Raw genomic sequence first — 18,827 nt, forward strand, 5'->3', positions numbered from 1 at the left:
ATCACTCCTATGTTACGAAAAATTGCTTACATCATTGCGCGTTTGGCAGCAGCTTTTATAATGGCTCAGACGCTTTATTTCAAATTTACTGGATCTGTTGAGTCTGTTTATATCTTTAAAACGGTAGGGATGGAGCCTTGGGGACGATGGCTCATAGGTATCCTCGAATTGATTGGAGCAGTGCTGTTGATTATACCAAGAACAGCATGGGCTGGCGGAGTTTTGGCTGTGGGTCTTATGGTTGGTGCCATCGGAATGCACCTGACGATATTGGGAGTTGAAGTAATGGGGGATAAAGGACAGCTGTTTTATTATGCTCTGATCGTTTTTCTTTGTGGGTTGTATGTTGTCTTTAATAATAAAGACAAGATCATGAATGAAGTTTTACCTAAAATTTTGAAAAAGTAATGAATAAGAAAATTTGGATTTTGCCATTTGTTATTGGCGCTTGCGGAGGTTCAAATTCTGGTGATTCTGCAACTGTAGAAGGAAGTCAAATACCAGCTGGAGCCATCGTTCAGGACTACCCGTCCATTCCTGGATTGCAAAAAGCAATAATCAAATCGGGAGAAATCACTATAGGTGAAGGAGATTTTCTTAATGAGCTATATCATGGAACATGGACCAGCTACAATACAGATGGTAAAGTACAGTCAATAACAACCTATTTTAAAGGTAAAAAGCAGGGTGTTCAGCTCATTTTTGATAATGTCGGATATGTGGAGACTAAGGCATCCTATAACAATGATCAGGTGGATGGCGAGTATCTAAAATACAAGCGAAGAAAGATTGTGGAGCGAAAAAATTACTCATACGGTGTGTTAGATGGTTTACAGCAAAAATTTTATGTTGATGGAACGGTGATGGAGGAGTCTAATTATGTAGATGGCAAGATCCATGGGCTGGCGAAGTGGTATGATCAGGAAGGAAATCTAACCATTGAGTATGAGTATGACATGGGTGAGCTGGTGGAAAAATAGCTTCAACTGATTAGTCTTTGAAGGAAGTCACCAACAAAATAAGATAATACAGCCGCTGCTCCTCCAAGGAGCAGCGTTTCTAACACACTTTTAAGTTTTCTGCTACCTGTAACTACACTTTTCAAAAACCCAATTCCCACAAAGCAAACACCGGTTAGGATGGAGGAGACCAGGAAAAGGTTGGATTGAATGGGGTTTATATAGTCGATTACGTAAATGAGAAGTGGAATAAAGCCGAGAAGTAGAAAACTTAAAAATGTCACCGCCCCCATCTTGAAGGGCGATTTGGTTTCCTCTGCCATTTCCAGCTCTTCCTTCATCATTATATCTACCCACCGGTCTTTGTCTTCGGTGATAACTTCAACTACTTTTTCAAGTAACTCCCCTTCAAATCCTTTTGCTGCATAAATTTCTCGAATTTCTTCTCTCTCTTTTTCCGGAAGGTTGTCTACCTCCCAATATTCTATTGATTTGTGCTTGAGGTAGTTTTCTTTCTCAGATTTGGTTGAAAGATAGCTTCCAATGGACATAGCAAACCCATCTGCTATTAAGTTGGCAAACCCAAGAATGATAATGATTGAGCTCTCAAGGTTGGCGCCAGCTGAACCGGAAACTACTGCAAAAGTAGTCACACTTCCGTCTATACCTCCATAAACGAACTCACCCAGATAGTCTTGAAAGCGGCTAAGATGTCGGTTTTTACCATGAATTCGGTCTTCCTGCTTTTGATGACCCATTAATTGGTACTTGTCGTGTCTGCAGGTTCTTCTTTGAAAAAGAGTAATGTGGTCACACAGCCGGCAGATGTAGAATCTGTCACCAATGTGAGTGAACCTTGTGCAAGTTGAGCACTGTAACGATCACATATGGTTTCTCCTTCCTCATCAGAGCATAGCTTTAATCTGTCACCCAATTCCCAATAACCAGTCTGGGTAGAAAAACCCTGCTGATAGGAAAAATCACCATTACCTTCCAGAATTAAACGGTAGCATGAATCATTACACCTAAGACTCGTGGTGGGCACACTTCTGGATGGGTCATTGCAGCTTATGGTTCTTGTCTGCCCAATCCATGTACCCACAAATGAACCAGATTCATCATCGTCTTTGCAACCCATCACCCAAATAAGCGCCACGACAGAAAGAAGTAAAATAATTTTTTTCATAAAGTAAAAATAAATCAAAAATGCCTCAATAATATTGCTTTTTGATATGAGTGGACTGGCATTTTCAAGTATGCGTATTGGTAAGAAGTATCGCCTAATTAACTATGGCGAGAAAAGTGAATTCACTTTGATGGAAGTGGTCGGGCGAAATGACTATCGTCTGAAAGACCTTTTTTCTATGGAAAGCTATCTGATGAGTGAACTCATTCAATATGGGAAAGGTGAGGATTTTGAACTAAGAGAAATTTACGATTGAAAAGTGTAAGTTCGTTTTTGAAAGTACTTCTATGAAAAATCTCCTTGTCCTTTGCGGCGGCCAGTCTCCCGAACATGAAATATCCCTCCGTTCCACCAGAAATATTTTGGATGCCATAGATCGATCTAAGTACACCATTACTCTTATTGGCATTTCCCGAGCAGGAGAGTGGAAACTATTAAGAGAGGAAAAGCTACCAACAGAGATCACTGATCAGGGCGAATTGGTATCCCTCCATCCAGGAGCGAGTGGTGGTTGCTTTTATTCAAAAGGAGTGTCGTTAGGTCATTTTGATGCCGTATTACCAATATTACATGGTCCCAATGGAGAGGATGGTACGATTCAGGGCCTGCTCAAATTGATGAAATTACCATTTGTAGGTCCCGGAGTGCTGAGTTCTGCCGTTTCAATGGATAAAGACATAACCAAACGTTTGCTAAGAGATGCAGGCCTCATGGTAGCAAATTGGTTACTAATCCAAAAAGATGAAGATATTCCAACTTACGAGCAGATAAATGAGCAACTCGGTTCAGTGGTATTCGTGAAGCCGGCCAATATGGGTTCGTCCGTTGGTGTGCATCGGGTTACCAACGAGACTGAATGGAGTCATGCACTAACTGATGCATTAAAATATGATCGCAAGGTCCTGGTGGAGCAGTCTATAAAGGGGAGAGAGCTTGAATGTGCTGTTTTGGGAAATGACAAACCAGAAGCAACAGGAGTTGGAGAGGTGCAGTCTGGTGACTTCTATTCCTACGAAGAAAAATATGCGTCAGGATCTCATGCTGAAATTATCATTCCAGCTAAAGTCGATATGAAATACTTGCCTGCTTTAAAACAAACAGCGATAAAAGCCTATCGAGTGCTTGATTGTGAGGGCATGGCACGGGTGGATATGTTTTTAACAGAAGAGGGCGCCATACTGATTAATGAGGTGAATACCATCCCCGGGTTCACCAGCATCAGCATGTATCCCAAGCTGTGGGAAGAGGCAGGTCTTAGTTATATCAAATTGATTGACCGACTGATTGAATTGGCAATAGAAAGAGGTAATTGAGAAAATACCATATACAGGGTATTTGATTTCGGATAAAAAATGACTCTCTTTATAGAGCCAACCTAATCACTTAACCTATGAGGCATGCACTCATACTTATTCTTGTTGCGTTAATTACCATATCAATTGTTCTGGTTATTTATCGTCCGGATTTGCTGGAGGATGTATGGTTATGGTTGGTAGGCCTGATTGGTCCTATTATTGGATTTGTAAAGGCCATCGTTAAATCCATTTCCAACTTCTTCAAATCCCTGGACAATGCTTGACCTATTCCGTTCCCGAGATAAACATATGTTTAACCGCATCCTGTTACAAGGACTGGTAGCATTGTTTGCATTTCTATTCCTACTACTATTTATCAAAGAATACATTGGATCTCCCTGGATTGGGGGATGGGGTAGCCATGTAGCGGTTATCTTGTCGTTCTCCCTTTTTATTGGCATACTGGCATTTTATAAATCAACCACCGAATCAAAAAAGAAGAAACCGGACTCTATGTCAAAGTTTTTCTTTTGGGGCATTCGTGTGATCATCTTTATCCTGTTGGCATTGGGTGCCTTTGGGGTGATGATGGTGTTTGAAACGAACACAGGCGAGTCGGCTGTATTTAAAGCAATCGCGCTTGGTATCGTCACGCTATGGGCATGTATTTTTCTGTCATATTTTATCTGGGCTGTTTATTACTACAATGTAAACCTTGGACTCACGGATGAGGAATGGAATAAAATCTATCAAGCCAAAGAAGACAAGCGTCATGGTAACTTTTACCATCAGGATGATATTGATGCAGAACCGGAATACAACCCATATAAAGATGAAACCTTCGGCATGCCGAACGGGACGGTGAGGGGGATGATTGCATTTTCGCTTTTATTTGGAGCCATTGCCCTGCTGGTAGTAAGTTTTGGTATGACCAATGAAATAGATTCAAGTTCGCTTTTCTGGGATCAGTATGAGTTTTTCAAGACAGCTTTCCTGATGATGATTGCCTTTTACTTTGGTAGTCGTTCACTCCAATATCTTCGTCCGAATGGAGCGCCTGCTCCGGTAGGAAAGGAAAATACTTCCACACCGGGACAGCCATCACAACCTTCAATGGCTGAGCAGGTAAAGAAGGAAATCAATGAGCCATCTCCGGCCGGAGCTGCCGACCCAATGCAACAACCTGAAGAAGCTAAGGAAGCACCAAAAGAAGCAAAGAAGGAAGATTTTTCGACTGTCGATCCGATGAAAGGCTAAGCATGAAACGGCTTATTTACATCGTGTCGTTATTTGTTTTGCTGTCGGCCTGCAAGGACGAGCGGGGGTTGGTGGTAGGTAAGATTAAGAAAGCTTCGAAGCTGGCTACAACGGAATTTACCATTGATAAGATAGTGTATGGAGTGAAGCGAAAACGACTCCTCTGGGTGGTAAAGCTTAATGAAGCGAAGTTTCTCGCCCATTCTAAAGCGATCGTAAAAGCAGGGGTAGATCTGAAGAAACTAAGAAAGGAGGATGTAGATATTGAAGGGAAGAGCATCTCATTAAAACTCCCCCCGGTAGAGGTTATCAATTTCTCATATCCTGCAGAGCTTTTTGAAATGGACACACTGATCTCAACAGATGCGTTCCTTAATCGGATTTCATTGAATGATCAGGAAAAGTTCTTTCAGGATGCAGAGATCGATATTCGAAATTCCCTGAAGCACATGAACATCATCGAGGCTACAGAGAAGAAGACGCGGATCATGCTGGAGAATCTGCTTCGTACTTTGGGGTATCAGGAAATATACATTGAATTCCATAAGGGAGAATTGATTCCGGAAATCACAGAAGGGGAGGTGGGTATATGATTTATTTCCTTCTTAAAAACTGGAAGCTTTTTCTGGACATTGTTCTTGTCGTAGGAGCCATCATCGCATTTACTTTTTGGGATCCCATCGGCATGTTTACTAAAGCACGTACCAAACAAACGGCTAACCTGGTAACAGGTGTAAGAGATATCGGGCAACTGGTAACAGCCGAGTATTATGGGGAAGTAATCTCTTCGTGGAAGGAATTTAAGCTTACCGAGTTTCCGGAAGACACCCTTACCGATTTTGCTGAAGATGCCTGGCAGGAGTTGGCTCTTACTATTTGGGAAAATAAAAACAGTAAGAACCAGCTGAAGTCCAGGGTAAGAAACACTGAATTTCACCTGGACTTACCTACAAACAACACCTTTAATGAGTTTGTGGCTTGCCTGGGAAATAATTATTTATCCAGGAAGATGAGCCGCATTTACAAAGAAGGCAAACTGGTAGGCAATGTAGAGCAGACCATCTACAAACGCATGCTCAAGGATTTCAATAAAAAGTACAAACAGCTAAAAAAAACCAGTCGACTTAAGGGAGACAGGTTGGATTCAGCGATGAATGCTTACCTGCTGGATGTGCCTGCATTTGTTTATGATTTCTTCCCGTTTTATCAGTATGTGGTAGGAGAGGACCTGGAGAGAGAGAAGAAGAAAAATATCGTTTTCATAGGGCGAGGGTCGGTAAAAGCAGGTTTTGATTTTGGACAACTGGACGAGAGCAATTTCCTCTATGAGGAAGATCGAAAGATGATCCACTTCTATGGGATTAAGCCTACCGTGCTGGATGCAGATATCAATCCCTGGTTTATACCTGAGCGCAAAGTCAAGGGTTTTGAGTTGGTGTCTTTCGCAGGCAAGGTAAATTTCAAGGAGGCCAAAGAGGTAAAGCGCCAATGCAAACAAAAGTTGCTGGCACAAGCGCGCGGCGCAGACATAGTGAAACGTGCTGAGGAAAATGGAAAAGATGCACTAAGAAATTTCTTTTCATTACTGCTGGATGAGCCTGATCTTCAGGTTTCATTTCATACCCATCCATACGACCTACATCTTGCTACTATAAAAGCTGATACGCTCATTGACCGGCAGGAGGCTGTATTTATTGACAGTTTGTACCAACAATACAGAAGTACTATAGATACCGTAGGGCAAGAGAAGGCTGAGAAAATGAGCCAACATTTCAGACGATTTGTGGCGGGCTTAAAGAAGTTGTCTTTTCTGGAAAAGGAACATCCTTTTAGCTATTATTCACTTGGTGTTGCCCATATTTTGAGGGACACCCTCCATATCGATTCTACCGATGTGATCCAGCTTATTACAACTCGTGACACCTTACGATTAGATGAGTTAAACCTGACTACATCCGTGATATTAGCCAATAAAGACTGGTTTACCTCTGGCGATTTCAGGCAAGAGTGGAACACATCGCTGGTGGCACTTGATAGTGTTTCTCTCTCACGATATGACAGTACATTGGATTTAAGCAAATTCAAATATCAGGTAATCCCATTGCAGGATACTGTGGATCCTAAGAAATGGATTGACCTTACCGCTAAGGTGTCGAGACCATGGGATTCTATTCTGCTTTCGGAAATAGATACCGTGCGAAAGGTAATCGAACGAAAGCAGCTTCATGAGGATAAGCTTCGCCCGTTGACACGGATGCAGGCACGAGTCACTGATTTTATTGACAGACTAAAAAAATAACGCCATGATAAAAAAACACTACATCAAAGAACTAAATATCTCAAAGCTCTTGAAGGTTGGAGAAAAGGGGTACGATGTGCAAAAAGTACAGGAATGGCTAAATCTCTGGCGATTTGTGGATCCCGGATGGTTTCATCGGGTGTCGGTGGATGGAGATTACGGTCAGCAAACGGAAGCTGTAGTACGGGATTTCCAAGCACATAAAAAGTTGGAGGTTGATGGAGTGGTTGGACCAAATACGTTTCGCATGTTATCCAGTCCCATGTTTAATGCCTTTAGCAGAATTGAAGGAAGCGATCTTCGACAATTGATTGTGGCATATGCGCGACAGCATCTGCAAAATATTCCCAGGGAGCTCTACAATTCAAACATTGGCCCATGGGTAAGGGCCTATATGGATGGGAATGAAGGCAAAGAGTGGGCGTGGTGCATGGGTTTTGTTCAAACCATTCTGGATCAGGCCACAACAACTATTGGAAAGCGATTCACGGAGATCATGCCACATTCGTATAGCTGTGATGTGGTTGGTAGTCATGGGCTAAAGGAGAAGAAATTGTATCGCAATGTGAATGTCCGCAGCAATCCTCAACTTATAGAACAAGGGGATGTGTTCCTCAATATGAAAACAAAGTATGATTGGGTGCATACTGGAATTGTGATAGGTGTGGAAGGTGATTGGATGCACACAATCGAAGGAAATACCAATGATGAAGGCTCAAGGGAAGGTTTTGAAGTATGCCTGAGACGAAGGAATTTTCAAAGACATACAATTGATGTGTATAAAGTGATTTAATATGATTTCCTCTTTGCTTTTTTGATCAGCTTAAATGCCCAATCATAATGACTGGAAGTACTTGAAACCAAATAAGCACCCAATGAAGTTGACCCTGTCCATTTATACCTTTTTTTCTCAAAAAGCTCTTCATTCGTATGACTCTTGATAATCTCCATTAATTGGTTGTGAGACTTTTTAAATTTATCATGTACTAGATCTACTTTTAAGTGTTTGTACTGTTCACGGATATCATGGTTTAATTCTGAAGTAGATTTCCAGGAATATCCTTTTGCTGGCATTTTCGGTTTGCCACCACTCATTCCTACATTGTACCAGTCAAGGAACAAAAGATGCCAATGATGAAGGTGTGCCAGAACATCTCGAATGTTACGGTTCAGTGTGCCTTGAGGGAATTCTGCTTCTTGCTCAGTAGCGCTGAATGATTCTGTAAACTCAATGAGCTGGCTAAAACTCTTCTCACTTTGCTCTAGGAGTTCATTTTTCGATTGAGGGCGGGGCATAAGCAACTATTGACCTTATATTATTTAACTAAATCAAAATAAGGAATTATTTCCTCAATAGTCTCATTGAGCATTCTAATTATTTAGGAATAATGGTATCTGATGGTGTATGAAGACTATTTCCAATAGCAAGGAATCCTCAACGCCTTTTTAACGTTATTAATTTTCCTCAATGAAAGACCAATGATCTACAATGGAAAAGAAGTGGAATTTCCTGCCATTATGCAGGTCAGCTTTTTTAAGCTGATCGAGCAGTTGGAAAAGCAGGCCCGTTCCAAGGATAAGGAAGCAGCCACTTACGCAAAAGAACTGCTTGCAATAGTGGAGAAGTATCCGGAGCTCAAAGACGGTATCTCAGATATGTCTCAGCTCAAAAAGTACCAGAGGGCGATTGAGAAATTGAGTAAGCCATTATTTCCTGCAGTTCTCTCCACCAATGAAATCAAAATCCTTTCTCCACCTTTTTACTTTGAGCCACTTTATTCCTCAGAGCGGTTTAAAACTATCATAAAAGCTTCTGGACAGCCTTTTTCTTTTACTATGAGGGACGTGAATGAGGACACTTTCTATCTGTATTGCTGCTACTTCATTTTGGGTAGTTACTATGGTTATCCTGTAAGCATTTCAAACCCACAATTATTTGAAATAGAAAATAAGGTCCAGGGACTCACCCGCACTTACAAGCTCCTTATAAATGCAGATATGTCAGAATTTGAGCCTACTGATCGGGCAGTAGATATCACTCGTGAGGATTATGAGGAACTCATTGAGAACTTTGGTGACATGAAGCTATGGAAAAAGAAATTTCCGCCTAATAGCTGGATCATGCGTGGGCTAAACATTCTTAATTTAGTAGATGTAACGGCTGATCAGGCTATTAATTCGATCACTTCAAGTCTGCTCGTATACGATCCTGACTCATTTGAAAATATAAAAAGGAGCATACGGAAAATGCTCAATGATTCTTCATTACACATTGGTGTAGTGAACTGTGGTAGTGGTCAGCTACAGGCTATGGAGAAGTCTGCGATTAATAGCCTGATTCTTGAGCAGGGAGAATATCTAAATTGTAGTGAAGATCTATGCCCATATAGTTATCGTACATTATTTGAGGAAAAAGAACCTTTGGTCATAACCAGTGCAGATATGTTTCATGAGATGGGGCAGAGCGGACTTTCTCAAAAACTCCTTGACTCAAAACTCAAAAGCTATGTTATTGCTCCGGTCATACATGAAGATGAACTTTTGGGATTTCTGGAGCTTGGTTCTAAAGAAGAATACAAGCTTCATCGCGGTGTTTTAATGACACTCAAGCAAGTCATGCCTATTTTAGGAATGGCTAAAAAACGATTCCAAACGGAGGCTCAAAACCTTGTTGAAGCCATTATTCAGCAGGAATGTACCACCATTCACCCGTCTGTGAAATGGCGTTTTGAAGAGGAGGCTCAGAAGTTCATGAAAGAGCAACTGGAAGGACAACAGCCTGTTTTTAAAGATATCGTGTTTGATCAATTGTATCCACTTTATGGGCAATTGGACATCAAGGGATCATCCGAACGAAGGAATAAAGCAGTGAGTGCTGATCTCATTAAGCAGCTTAAGAGCGTCTCGAAAGTGATCAAAGAAGCAAATAGTAAAAAATCCATGCCGGTGTATGAGGAGCTTCAGTTTCGTCTGGACAGGAGCATTGAAGAACTAGCTGGTGATCTAGCAGCTGGCAGTGAGCATAAGATACTGACTTTCCTGAAGCAGGATGTGTATCCGGTTTTGGACTATTTGCATAAGACAAATGCAGCGCTTCGTCCGCTCATTGCTGAATATTATGCACTATTGGATGACGACCTAAAAACCGTTTATGAGGAAAGAAAAAAGTATGATCAGAGCGTGAATCGCATCAATCAGCATTTGGCAAGCTTTATTGATAAAAGACAGATTGAAGCACAACACATGTTTCCGCATTATTTCGAGCGGTATAAAACCGATGGAGTTGAATTCAACATGTATATAGGGCAGTCGATCACAAAAGATCACCTGTTCGATAAAGTATTTTTAAAGAATCTGAGACTTTGGCAATTGGCGGTCATGTGTGAAATGGAAAATGAATTCAATACTCTGAGAAAATCGATGGACTTTTCCATTGAAATTGCCTCTTTGATCCTTGTCTACAACACCCCAATTTCCGTTCACTTCCGAATGGATGAGAAAAAGTTTGATGTGGAGGGAGCCTACAATGCCCGTTATGAGATCATTAAGAAAAGGGTAGACAAAGCATACATCAAAGGGACGAAGGAACGAATTACACGACCAGGCAGTATCGCTATTGTGTATTCACAAGAACAGGATGCTCAGGAATACCGCACGTACATTGATTACCTGACGGATAAAGGATATTTAAAAGAAGGAGTTGAGGACCTTGAGTTGCAGGACCTGCAAGGCGTCCATGGATTGAGTGCACTTCGTGTAGATATCAACTACTCAGGTAACCTCACCGTGGATGAATTGATCAAAGAGATGGAGGGGAATATTAGGTAGTTTTAACCAAGCTCTGCGAAAGCTTTGATCTCATCTATTGCCATTCGGTCTCTAAGCCCTTTTGCGTAATGGACTTTACGGATTATGCCTCGTTCGTCCATTAGAAACTCAGCAGGGATCGTTTTAATGGATTCTTCTCCAGCCATCCAGTGAACAGGAAGGTCTTTCTTTTTGGCTTCAAAGACTTTTTGAAAGAAGGAGGTGAAATGACTTTTAGCAGATTTTAATGCAGAGCTCTCTACACCATACGCATCGTACCAGACTTTGTCAGGGTCAGATATAAGAGGTATGGGGGAGATTTCTTTGTGAAAATGACTTTTTAGTAGCATCTCCTTTTTTGATTCGAAGAAAAAGACCATTTCCAGGCGCTTTGCTTTAAGTTCAGCGTAGTGTTTTTGAAGACTGTGTACTCGAGTATTACAAAACGGACATCCGGCATGACGAAAAAAAGCGATCAGTACTTTTTTGCCTTTATATGAAGCTAAATCAACCTCTCGATCAAAGACATCTGTAAGTTTAAAAGTGGGTGCCGGACTGTTGATATCAAGGGTCAGCCTGCCTTCTGGATGGGTCATAAAGTAGATAGTTGTTTGAATGAACTTGATATACGAAGAAATGTTTAGTTGTGGATTTTGATTTACGTGAAAGAAGTGAGAAACTTAATCCTTGGCCTTCTTAGGGTAGATCGGTATGATCCTGGAAGACGCCATTGATATTACTTTTTATTTCCTCTGCACTAACCCACATCTTTTTAGTTCACAGAGTGACACCTTTTTATTCAGAAAAAGGTGGGCGGTACATAAACTCAAACCAATTGGCCAATGCTTCCGAATCAGCCAGCCCAATAAGCAGTAGCGGGTTGACAATATGAAAGACGGCAATTAATATATAGGGTAGTAAATACTTCATTCCTCTCCGATACTCAAGGATGACAATCACCAATAAAATGGAAATAATGAAGAGGTGGCTGATCCAAAATTGTGCTTCAAAATCAAACCATTCAGCATTTGCATTCAGTAAGGGATTTAGTACTAAAAAAGTGAAGCGATCAGTAGCTGGTGAGAAAACCCAGAAAACTGAGCTGATAAGCCATGCGCTGTGTTTTGGTGTATCCCTCCGATAAACAACTGACATGATAATAGTAAGGAGGAATCCAGCAATGTAGATATAGTCTGTCAATGAAAGTGAATAGCGATATTGATAAATGAAATCATCTAATACCGGATCAAGGTCTGTAATATGACCTCTCACTACACCCAGTGCAGAAGCAGCAACGAAACCGGCAATCAAAAATCCGATCATTCCAAAAGTTCGATGCGCTTTCATTTGTCCACGCGTGAAATAGTATGGCTGCATGATCAACAATAAATACCATGCTGTGGCACTGAGTGCATGAAAGTGGTGATTGATGTTTGAATCGATAAATCGAGACCAATACGAGTTATAAAATCCTGCAATTGTGATAATAAAAGGGATAATGAGCCAAAGGTGTAGGTGCTTAAAGTGATCCCTCATATGGTTAACTTGATTGGGTGTGATTTAAAGATAAGTGGTTTTACAAAATGAAGTACTGAAGTTTATAAATGTAGGACTAAAATCATAGGCTACATGATATAGAGCCTTTTAGGATAACTTTTTTGCTTGGTTTGTGGTTCTTTCTATATCTTGAATTTAATATGGATCATTTGATCTGTAAACGCCTAAAAGTGCCTGCCATATGATTAAGCCTGAAATTCCTAAGAATGAGGATGAACGCATAAAAGAACTTAATGCGTATCAAGTATTAGACACACTTCCAGAGGAGGATTATGATGATTTGACAAGTATTGCCGCTGAAATTTGCGGTACCAGTATATCTCTTGTAAGCCTCATAGATGAAAATCGGCAGTGGTTTAAATCCAGGTTTGGTTTAGGAGCAAACGAGACTCCAAGAGAATATGCATTCTGTGCACACGCAATCAATGAACCGGATGAACTATTTATTGTAAATGATGCCAGAGAGGACAAACGCTTTCATGACAACCCGCTGGTGACTGATGCGCCTAATGTGACTTTCTATGCAGGTGTTCCATTAGTTAATGATAATGGATACTCATTAGGGACTTTGTGTGTGATTGACGACAAACCAAAAACGCTAAACGACAAGCAAAAAAAGGCTCTCAGAGCTTTGGGAAAACAAATCATGAATATTCTGGAGCTTCGCCGAAAGAAAATGGAGCTAGAATTATCGATTAATTCATTGGAGCAGCTTAATGAAGAGCTGGATCGCTTTGCCTCAACCGTAGCACATGATGTGAAAGGCCCCTTGGTGGGCATTAACGAGCTGGTTAAATTATTGGATCAGGATGAATATCTCGATAAGGAATCTTCGCAGGCGAGAGAGTTGGTGACCATCATCTCCAATGCAAGTGGACAACTCAGTCAGCTTGTGGATCGACTGTTGGAATATTCAAAATCCACCCATCTCCAAGACATTGCCTTTACCGAGGTATCAGAGGATAAATTAAAGGAGGATGTACTGGCTTTGTTTTCAGCTTATGAACAGTTAGAAATCAAATTTGAATTTTCAGTCAGTTCAATTACCACGAACCAATCAGCAGTTGAGCGGATTTTGCTGAACCTTGTCAATAATGCAATCAAATACAATGATAAGGAGGTTACAAAGGTTCTGATTAAACTGGAAGAAGAAGGTGAAAACTATGTTCTGTCCGTTGAAGATAATGGGCCAGGTATACCGTCAGATGCCCACAGTAAAATTTTTGATGTTTTTAGGGTTTTGGATCGAGATAAGGAATCAGGAAAAGGTACTGGCCTTGGCCTTGCAATTGTAAAGCGGTTGGTTGATTCTCTCAATGGAAGCATAACCATTGAATCCCCGGAAGTGGGTGCTAAGTTTGTTGTTTCTCTTCCAAAACCAAACTAATTCATAAGATAGATGATAAGGGGGGTAATAAAGATTGGGAACCGCCAGATAATGTAAATTAACTCCTCATTTTGTAAGGTATTATTTTTTTGGACTTCACAAGCCGTACTTCTCCAGACTCATCCAACCGCCACCGTTTATCACCTTAAAGCCATTGGCTTTGAGCATGCGCTTTGCTTGTCCGCTTCGAATACCTGATGCACAACAGGTGATGATAGGTTTCGTTTTATCTAGTTGACCCATGTAGCTGGGGATGTTGTCCAATGGAATGTTTTTGCTGGAACGAAGGTGGCCTCCTTCATATTCGGTTTTGGTGCGCACATCAATGATGACAGCACCCTCCTGAATGAACTGATTGATTTTCTTTCCTTTATTAAATAATCCTAGCATGGTTGTTTTCTATTTAAGGTAAAAGTAATGATGGTTCAATAAAGTTCAGGGAAGTCATAAAAGACCTTTACTTTTTAACACAAACACCACTTTCCAATTCAAGGTCTCCGTTCCTAAGGACATTCAAAAGATTGCCAAGCTTTATTCGGGTATCAGCACCCATCAGTACATTCAGTCCCAGGGTCGGGCCTTTTCCCTGATCTATTTTCCTTAAAAGGTTTTCGAAAAATGTTATTCCAGCCTGAGTTTCATCTGTGTGATATTCGCTTTCTAAACCTACTCTGTTAAAAATCTCAGACTTTTCGGATAGAGAAAACAAGTGGCTGATATCGCTTGTTTCAGCCCAGGGCATGGGGTAGGGAATAGATCCCTCTCCCGTTTGGAAAATATCGTAATAAATGAACTTTCCCTCTGGTCTCAGTACCCGACTGATCTCCGAATAGAATTTCATCTTATCAGAGATGTTCATCTGTACATGTTGCGTCCACACTACATCAAAAGAAGCATCCTCAAATGGGAGTGAGGTGGCGTCCGCTTGTTTGAATGTGATTTGATTAAGACCTACTAATTCACTCAGTTTTTTAGCCGTTCGAATAAATTCATTCGAAAGATCAATTCCTGTCACATCGCAAGAGTATTCATCTGCAAGCAATCTGCAAGGGCCTCCAATACCACATCCAACATCCAATAATTTAGATCCGGCTTTAATGCTACCAGCCAGTTCGTTTGATACTTCGGCACCTCTTACATGAAATTCGTCTACTTTGGAGAGATCGGTTCTTTTGACCTGCTTGAGATTCACACCTATTGCATCAAGTTTTTCAAGAATCATTTCATATAAGTGATCGCGATGATAGTGTGATTGAATGGACTTGCCGGGCGAAGCGTTCATGTTGCTCAGTTTCTTTTACAAGTTAGGATTATTATACTCCAGATAATAGTCCTTCAATAGATTCCAACTCTCTTTCGTGTACTTCCGATCTGCTTTTCGAATGATCAGTTCTGAGGTTGATTCATTCGCTTCTTTCAATTTGAAGTGTATCATTGATCGAAATACCGGATGATCTTTCTGGTTCCTTACGACCACCTGATGAACGGGATTAAGCCCTTTATGAAATGCCATTTGTTTGAATGCTTGCATCTCTCTTTTAGGATAAAGAAGGTAAAAGCTTCCATTCGGTTCAAGTAATCTGATAACGTGATCGAGCAGCTCTTCAGCGTCCAGACTACTTGAATGTATAGCCTGATTTTTATTCGTGTTTGGACCTTCCTGACTGCCCTTGAAAAATGGTGGATTGCATATGATTAGATCATATTTGCCTGAATCAAAATTTTGCAGGGAGGTATGGCTACACCACAATCGTTCTTTCCAGGGGGAATGCTGGAAGTTGTAAATGGCTTCTTTGTAGGCAGCTTCATTGATTTCTAAAGCTGTGATTTCAGCTAGCTCCGTAACCTGTGCCAGCATCAGTGAAAGTAGACCGGTACCTGCCCCAATGTCTAGTATGTGTCCAGGCTCTTTCGTTTTTTGAATCTCTTCCGCTACCCAGCCTCCAAACAAGCATCCATCGGTGGTTACTTTCATACCTGATTGTGCCTGCTCGATGCGAAACTGCTTGAATTGGAAGTAAGTGTTTGGCATGGAGCGAAGATATCAACGACATTGCGAGTGACGAAAGAATGAAGCAATCTTAATAATGAGATTGCTTCACTCTGTTCGCAATGACGAAAGATTTACTCATACCTCAGCTTAGTTGCCGGATTGGCTTTTGTTACTTTGGATGTCTGCCAATAAATAGAACATAGTCCAACAAGAAAAAGGAATAGAATGCTTATGAGAATCTCCATTAATCCAAGGCCTGTACCGTATCGAATTAAGACATATAGAAATAACTTATCGTAAAAAATGTAAGAAAATGGGATTGCTATCAAAGCGGCAATTAAGATCAATTTTATAAAATCCTTGGTCAGCAAGTAATACAGGCTGGGATCAGAAGCACCCATGATTTTTCGCACAGCAATTTCTTTGGTCCGGTTCTCTGTGGTGTAAGTAACCATGCCTAAAAGCCCGAGGCATGAAATAGTAATTGCCAAAGTGCTTAACACACTGAAAAATTTCATTTGAGTACGCAAAAACCAATAAGCGTCTTCGATTTCATCGTCCAGGAAAGTAGCGTGAAAATTGACTTCCTGATCGATGCTTTTAAATCGATCTTCAAGTTCATTGACCGTTCGCTTAATATTTTCAGAGCTTACAGAAAGCAATGCGTATTTACTCTCTTCTAAGGAATAACGCATTAAAAGCGGATCAATAATTTGGTTTAATGGCTCATAGTTAAAATCCTTCAGGATGCCCACAATTCTACAGTTGGTACCATCTGCAAGAGTAAACCTGAGGGTATCTTTCTGAATGTTAAAGACTTTCAAGCCTTCAATGAAGCGCTCATTTACCAGCACTAACTCCTCATTCCGGTTCGATGCTTGTAGAGATTGGCCATCTCCCCAGACCAGTTCCATTTGCATGTTCTCTATAAAATTGTTTCCAATAAAGACCTCTTTCACATCAATCGTGTCAACTTGATTGGCGGTTACTTCCTGTTGCCCATCCAGAAATACCCCTGGAAGACTGGAAGCAGCTGTAATCCCTTTCACATCAGGATGACTACCTAATTCATTTAAAGCAAGTTGTCTGTCTACACCTTCCAAGGGAACTGAAAGGATATTTTCAGACTGAAATCCGTGATTATTATTGAGTACATAGGTGTATTGTCTGGCCATGGCTAACACACCTATAACGAAAACAAGCGATAGGAAAAATTGAAAAACGAATAACCCTTTCTTAAATCCAGAAACGGTACTTTTCCCGTTTTTAATTTCACCCTTCATGGTTTGGATTGGATTGAGCCTGGCAAAGAACTGAGCGGGGAAGAGTCCAGCGAAAATGCCAACCAAAATGGAAAAAACCAGGAAAGTAATAATCTGAGCGAAGTTGGGGTTGGTATTCAGCATTCCACCACCGATAATCATACCCAAAAATTCTTGCTTCATTGGGTATAGGAGAACCAAAGATCCAATCAATGCAATGACTGAAAGTAAGATGGTCTCTATGATAAATTGTGCCTTGATCTGATGCTTTTCCGCACCCACCACTTTTCGGATACCTATCTCTTTGGCGCGCTTAAGTGCCCGGGCAATCGACATGTTGGTGTAGTTGAAAACAGCAGGTAACAAGACCAAAAGCCCTATCGACATAAAAAATATCATAGAAGGCTCATCCCAACCGATCCCGATTGCCTGGCTGATATTCCATCGAGGGACTACACCCTCTAAATGGATGTATTCAAATGCGACTTCATGTCCCGGATTGAAGACTGCAGCTTTTTCTTCTACTTGTTTCAATGCTTGTTTTAAACCCTTTTCAGAGTCAGCTTCATCCAAAAGCACATACACATAGTTTCTATGGTGATTCCTCCAGTCATCGGCAATGTTGCTTTTCCTCACAGCTGGCGTGGCAAGCATGTCAAAATAGAGATGAGTTTGCTTTGGATTTTCCATGACACCTGTGACAGTAAAAATTCCATGATCTGTTTCCAGTGATTTTCCCACAGGCTCCTCATCTCGAAAGAGTAATTCTGCTGTTTTCTCTGTCAAGACCATGCTGTTGGGTGTGTTCAAGGCAGTCTTTTGGTTGCCCTTGATCAGCCGATAGCTGAAAATATCCAGAAACGATTGCTCAGTCAGGTATCCCTGGATGGGAATTTCGCTACCATTATGATTTACCATGGGGATAAAGTCTGATTGAATGGAGACAGCTTTCTCAATGAATGGATATTGATCCATGAGGTGATCACTCATAGCACGAAAGGTCGAAGCAAACGTACGATCGTCATCCTGATCCACAATGTGTGTATTAATTTGGAAGATGCGCTCTTTATTCGCCTGCCAATTATCAGATTGATAGATCGCCACCGAAATCGATAGGGCTAAAAGACAGATAGACATGCCCAGGGCTAACCCGAGCATATTGAGGGAAGTGAAAAGCTTGTGCTTCGAGAAGTTTCGAAACGCAATTTTGAAGTAGTTTTTAAACATTGCAATTGAGTTTTTGTGATAAAATGGAGAGTACGCGGCTTTAGTCTTCCGCTTTTTTAGTCCGTAGGAAAACAGGACCGAGAGCACCTGCATCCAGTATTTAAAGCCGGCTTTTACTTTACCGGACTCTTCAAGGTTTAGTCCATAGACCTCATCAAGGTCACCTTGAATGTCTTCCAGGTCTGCCCTTCCGGCAAACCATTTTAGTAGCTTTTGTGCAAGAGCAGGAGGGTAACTCATTTGGTAGATAAATTGAGTTTAGCACCTGCCCAAAGTTGATCTCTCAGTACTTTCATGTTGGAAAGCTCCACTTTGGCACTGTCTGTCAGTTCGAAATAGCGTTTACGTCTGCCGCCTCGTTCATTTGTTGGTTCTCCAAGGTAGGAGGAGATGTAGCCTTTCTCTTCCAGGCGGGTGAGGGTAGAATGCAGTGCGCCAATGCTTAGTTTGCGATTGGCCCTTTCTGATATGTCATTGAGTATTGCTACGCCATAGGCATCTTTTGCCAGGTTGGCGATGGTTAGCAAGACCAGCTCTTCAAATTCACCGATGTATCCTTTCATGTTACTACTCTTTACTGTTGTGTCATTTCGAACGC

Annotated in this window: 21 protein-coding genes; 11 read left to right on the forward strand and 10 right to left on the reverse strand. The window is 41.2% G+C overall.

Features of this window, described 5'->3' with window-relative positions:
* Positions 1-9 precede the first annotated feature (9 nt).
* Positions 10-408: a DoxX family protein gene (locus ACXAH9_RS14855; RefSeq protein WP_474895642.1), complete on the forward strand. Its 399-nt coding sequence runs from the start codon at positions 10-12 to the stop codon at positions 406-408.
* Positions 408-980 carry a toxin-antitoxin system YwqK family antitoxin gene (locus ACXAH9_RS14860; protein ID WP_474895643.1) on the forward strand — a complete coding sequence of 191 codons (573 nt, stop codon included), beginning with the start codon at positions 408-410 and terminating at the stop codon, positions 978-980. Before ACXAH9_RS14855 ends, ACXAH9_RS14860 begins: the two co-directional genes overlap by 1 nt.
* A 2-nt stretch (positions 981-982) precedes the next feature.
* Here ACXAH9_RS14860 and ACXAH9_RS14865 read toward each other — a convergent pair whose 3' ends face one another.
* Complete coding sequence (locus ACXAH9_RS14865) at positions 983-1,717, reverse strand: VIT1/CCC1 transporter family protein (protein WP_474895644.1); 735 nt, start codon at positions 1,715-1,717, stop codon at positions 983-985.
* Positions 1,717-2,145 (reverse strand): hypothetical protein, encoded by a 429-nt coding sequence (locus ACXAH9_RS14870; protein ID WP_474895645.1) that lies wholly within the window; start codon positions 2,143-2,145, stop codon positions 1,717-1,719. The genes ACXAH9_RS14865 and ACXAH9_RS14870 overlap by 1 nt, the downstream gene beginning before the upstream one ends.
* Before the next feature lie 46 nt (positions 2,146-2,191).
* Between ACXAH9_RS14870 and ACXAH9_RS14875 the strand changes: the two genes are divergently transcribed.
* The 7 genes from ACXAH9_RS14875 to ACXAH9_RS14905 all read left to right on the forward strand — a co-directional run bounded on the left by ACXAH9_RS14875 (position 2,192) and on the right by ACXAH9_RS14905 (position 7,789).
* On the forward strand, positions 2,192-2,401 hold the full coding sequence (locus ACXAH9_RS14875) for a hypothetical protein (RefSeq protein WP_349562712.1): 210 nt from the start codon (positions 2,192-2,194) through the stop codon (positions 2,399-2,401).
* A 31-nt stretch (positions 2,402-2,432) separates the two neighbouring features.
* Positions 2,433-3,458 carry a D-alanine--D-alanine ligase family protein gene (locus tag ACXAH9_RS14880; RefSeq protein WP_474895646.1) on the forward strand — a complete coding sequence of 342 codons (1,026 nt, stop codon included), beginning with the start codon at positions 2,433-2,435 and terminating at the stop codon, positions 3,456-3,458.
* A 77-nt stretch (positions 3,459-3,535) separates the two neighbouring features.
* Entirely contained in the window at positions 3,536-3,724 is a 189-nt protein-coding gene (locus ACXAH9_RS14885; RefSeq protein WP_349562710.1) for a hypothetical protein, read from the forward strand.
* Positions 3,717-4,697 (forward strand): hypothetical protein, encoded by a 981-nt coding sequence (locus tag ACXAH9_RS14890; RefSeq protein ID WP_474895647.1) that lies wholly within the window; start codon positions 3,717-3,719, stop codon positions 4,695-4,697. The genes ACXAH9_RS14885 and ACXAH9_RS14890 overlap by 8 nt, the downstream gene beginning before the upstream one ends.
* A 2-nt stretch (positions 4,698-4,699) precedes the next feature.
* Positions 4,700-5,290 (forward strand): DUF4230 domain-containing protein, encoded by a 591-nt coding sequence (locus tag ACXAH9_RS14895; RefSeq protein WP_474895648.1) that lies wholly within the window; start codon positions 4,700-4,702, stop codon positions 5,288-5,290.
* On the forward strand, positions 5,287-6,996 hold the full coding sequence (locus tag ACXAH9_RS14900; RefSeq protein ID WP_474895649.1) for a DUF4230 domain-containing protein: 1,710 nt from the start codon (positions 5,287-5,289) through the stop codon (positions 6,994-6,996). Before ACXAH9_RS14895 ends, ACXAH9_RS14900 begins: the two co-directional genes overlap by 4 nt.
* Before the next feature lie 4 nt (positions 6,997-7,000).
* Positions 7,001-7,789 (forward strand): peptidoglycan-binding domain-containing protein, encoded by a 789-nt coding sequence (locus ACXAH9_RS14905; RefSeq protein WP_474895650.1) that lies wholly within the window; start codon positions 7,001-7,003, stop codon positions 7,787-7,789.
* Here the strand turns inward: ACXAH9_RS14905 and ACXAH9_RS14910 are convergent.
* Entirely contained in the window at positions 7,786-8,292 is a 507-nt protein-coding gene (locus ACXAH9_RS14910) for a ClbS/DfsB family four-helix bundle protein (protein ID WP_474895651.1), read from the reverse strand. The two genes, ACXAH9_RS14905 and ACXAH9_RS14910, sit on opposite strands and share 4 nt — an antisense overlap.
* A gap of 183 nt (positions 8,293-8,475) precedes the next feature.
* Here ACXAH9_RS14910 and ACXAH9_RS14915 point away from each other — a divergent pair, with 183 nt between their 5' ends.
* Positions 8,476-10,824: a GAF domain-containing protein gene (locus ACXAH9_RS14915; protein ID WP_474895652.1), complete on the forward strand. Its 2,349-nt coding sequence runs from the start codon at positions 8,476-8,478 to the stop codon at positions 10,822-10,824.
* A 2-nt stretch (positions 10,825-10,826) separates the two neighbouring features.
* Here the strand turns inward: ACXAH9_RS14915 and ACXAH9_RS14920 are convergent, their stop codons facing one another.
* A complete protein-coding gene (locus tag ACXAH9_RS14920) occupies positions 10,827-11,399 on the reverse strand; it encodes a peroxiredoxin-like family protein (RefSeq protein WP_474895653.1) in 573 nt (190 codons plus the stop codon).
* Positions 11,400-11,598: 199 nt separating this feature from the next.
* On the reverse strand, positions 11,599-12,339 hold the full coding sequence (locus tag ACXAH9_RS14925) for a hypothetical protein (RefSeq protein ID WP_474895654.1): 741 nt from the start codon (positions 12,337-12,339) through the stop codon (positions 11,599-11,601).
* Positions 12,340-12,541: 202 nt separating this feature from the next.
* On the opposite strand from ACXAH9_RS14925, the gene ACXAH9_RS14930 reads away from it, so the two are divergent.
* Positions 12,542-13,747 carry a sensor histidine kinase gene (locus tag ACXAH9_RS14930; protein ID WP_474895655.1) on the forward strand — a complete coding sequence of 402 codons (1,206 nt, stop codon included), beginning with the start codon at positions 12,542-12,544 and terminating at the stop codon, positions 13,745-13,747.
* A 96-nt stretch (positions 13,748-13,843) separates the two neighbouring features.
* Here the strand turns inward: ACXAH9_RS14930 and ACXAH9_RS14935 are convergent, their stop codons facing one another.
* The 5 genes from ACXAH9_RS14935 to ACXAH9_RS14955 all read right to left on the reverse strand — a co-directional run bounded on the left by ACXAH9_RS14935 (position 13,844) and on the right by ACXAH9_RS14955 (position 18,792).
* Positions 13,844-14,137: a rhodanese-like domain-containing protein gene (locus ACXAH9_RS14935; protein WP_474895656.1), complete on the reverse strand. Its 294-nt coding sequence runs from the start codon at positions 14,135-14,137 to the stop codon at positions 13,844-13,846.
* Between the two features lie 67 nt (positions 14,138-14,204).
* Positions 14,205-15,029, reverse strand: a complete 825-nt coding sequence (locus tag ACXAH9_RS14940) for a class I SAM-dependent methyltransferase (RefSeq protein WP_474895657.1) — start codon at positions 15,027-15,029, stop codon at positions 14,205-14,207.
* 15 nt (positions 15,030-15,044) lie between these two features.
* Positions 15,045-15,779: a tRNA1(Val) (adenine(37)-N6)-methyltransferase gene (locus tag ACXAH9_RS14945; RefSeq protein ID WP_474895658.1), complete on the reverse strand. Its 735-nt coding sequence runs from the start codon at positions 15,777-15,779 to the stop codon at positions 15,045-15,047.
* Between the two features lie 92 nt (positions 15,780-15,871).
* Complete coding sequence (locus ACXAH9_RS14950; protein ID WP_474895659.1) at positions 15,872-18,469, reverse strand: ABC transporter permease; 2,598 nt, start codon at positions 18,467-18,469, stop codon at positions 15,872-15,874.
* A complete protein-coding gene (locus ACXAH9_RS14955) occupies positions 18,466-18,792 on the reverse strand; it encodes a PadR family transcriptional regulator (protein ID WP_474895660.1) in 327 nt (108 codons plus the stop codon). Before ACXAH9_RS14955 ends, ACXAH9_RS14950 begins: the two co-directional genes overlap by 4 nt.
* Between the last annotated feature and the right edge of the window lie 35 nt (positions 18,793-18,827).

This window comes from Ekhidna sp. ABH4_415 (assembly GCF_056161305.1).

Excerpts from the sequence above, each read along its gene's own strand:
- ACXAH9_RS14855 (WP_474895642.1), top strand. The coding sequence starts at position 10 with ATGTTACGAAAAATTGCTTACATCATTGCGCGTTTGGCAGCAGCTTTT.
- ACXAH9_RS14860 (WP_474895643.1), top strand. The coding sequence starts at position 408 with ATGAATAAGAAAATTTGGATTTTGCCATTTGTTATTGGCGCTTGCGGA.
- ACXAH9_RS14865 (WP_474895644.1), bottom strand. The coding sequence starts at position 1,717 with ATGGGTCATCAAAAGCAGGAAGACCGAATTCATGGTAAAAACCGACAT.
- ACXAH9_RS14870 (WP_474895645.1), bottom strand. The coding sequence starts at position 2,145 with ATGAAAAAAATTATTTTACTTCTTTCTGTCGTGGCGCTTATTTGGGTG.
- ACXAH9_RS14875 (WP_349562712.1), top strand. The coding sequence starts at position 2,192 with ATGAGTGGACTGGCATTTTCAAGTATGCGTATTGGTAAGAAGTATCGC.
- ACXAH9_RS14880 (WP_474895646.1), top strand. The coding sequence starts at position 2,433 with ATGAAAAATCTCCTTGTCCTTTGCGGCGGCCAGTCTCCCGAACATGAA.
- ACXAH9_RS14885 (WP_349562710.1), top strand. The coding sequence starts at position 3,536 with ATGAGGCATGCACTCATACTTATTCTTGTTGCGTTAATTACCATATCA.
- ACXAH9_RS14890 (WP_474895647.1), top strand. The coding sequence starts at position 3,717 with ATGCTTGACCTATTCCGTTCCCGAGATAAACATATGTTTAACCGCATC.
- ACXAH9_RS14895 (WP_474895648.1), top strand. The coding sequence starts at position 4,700 with ATGAAACGGCTTATTTACATCGTGTCGTTATTTGTTTTGCTGTCGGCC.
- ACXAH9_RS14900 (WP_474895649.1), top strand. The coding sequence starts at position 5,287 with ATGATTTATTTCCTTCTTAAAAACTGGAAGCTTTTTCTGGACATTGTT.
- ACXAH9_RS14905 (WP_474895650.1), top strand. The coding sequence starts at position 7,001 with ATGATAAAAAAACACTACATCAAAGAACTAAATATCTCAAAGCTCTTG.
- ACXAH9_RS14910 (WP_474895651.1), bottom strand. The coding sequence starts at position 8,292 with ATGCCCCGCCCTCAATCGAAAAATGAACTCCTAGAGCAAAGTGAGAAG.
- ACXAH9_RS14915 (WP_474895652.1), top strand. The coding sequence starts at position 8,476 with ATGATCTACAATGGAAAAGAAGTGGAATTTCCTGCCATTATGCAGGTC.
- ACXAH9_RS14920 (WP_474895653.1), bottom strand. The coding sequence starts at position 11,399 with ATGACCCATCCAGAAGGCAGGCTGACCCTTGATATCAACAGTCCGGCA.
- ACXAH9_RS14925 (WP_474895654.1), bottom strand. The coding sequence starts at position 12,339 with ATGAGGGATCACTTTAAGCACCTACACCTTTGGCTCATTATCCCTTTT.
- ACXAH9_RS14930 (WP_474895655.1), top strand. The coding sequence starts at position 12,542 with ATGATTAAGCCTGAAATTCCTAAGAATGAGGATGAACGCATAAAAGAA.
- ACXAH9_RS14935 (WP_474895656.1), bottom strand. The coding sequence starts at position 14,137 with ATGCTAGGATTATTTAATAAAGGAAAGAAAATCAATCAGTTCATTCAG.
- ACXAH9_RS14940 (WP_474895657.1), bottom strand. The coding sequence starts at position 15,029 with ATGAACGCTTCGCCCGGCAAGTCCATTCAATCACACTATCATCGCGAT.
- ACXAH9_RS14945 (WP_474895658.1), bottom strand. The coding sequence starts at position 15,779 with ATGCCAAACACTTACTTCCAATTCAAGCAGTTTCGCATCGAGCAGGCA.
- ACXAH9_RS14950 (WP_474895659.1), bottom strand. The coding sequence starts at position 18,469 with ATGAGTTACCCTCCTGCTCTTGCACAAAAGCTACTAAAATGGTTTGCC.
- ACXAH9_RS14955 (WP_474895660.1), bottom strand. The coding sequence starts at position 18,792 with ATGAAAGGATACATCGGTGAATTTGAAGAGCTGGTCTTGCTAACCATC.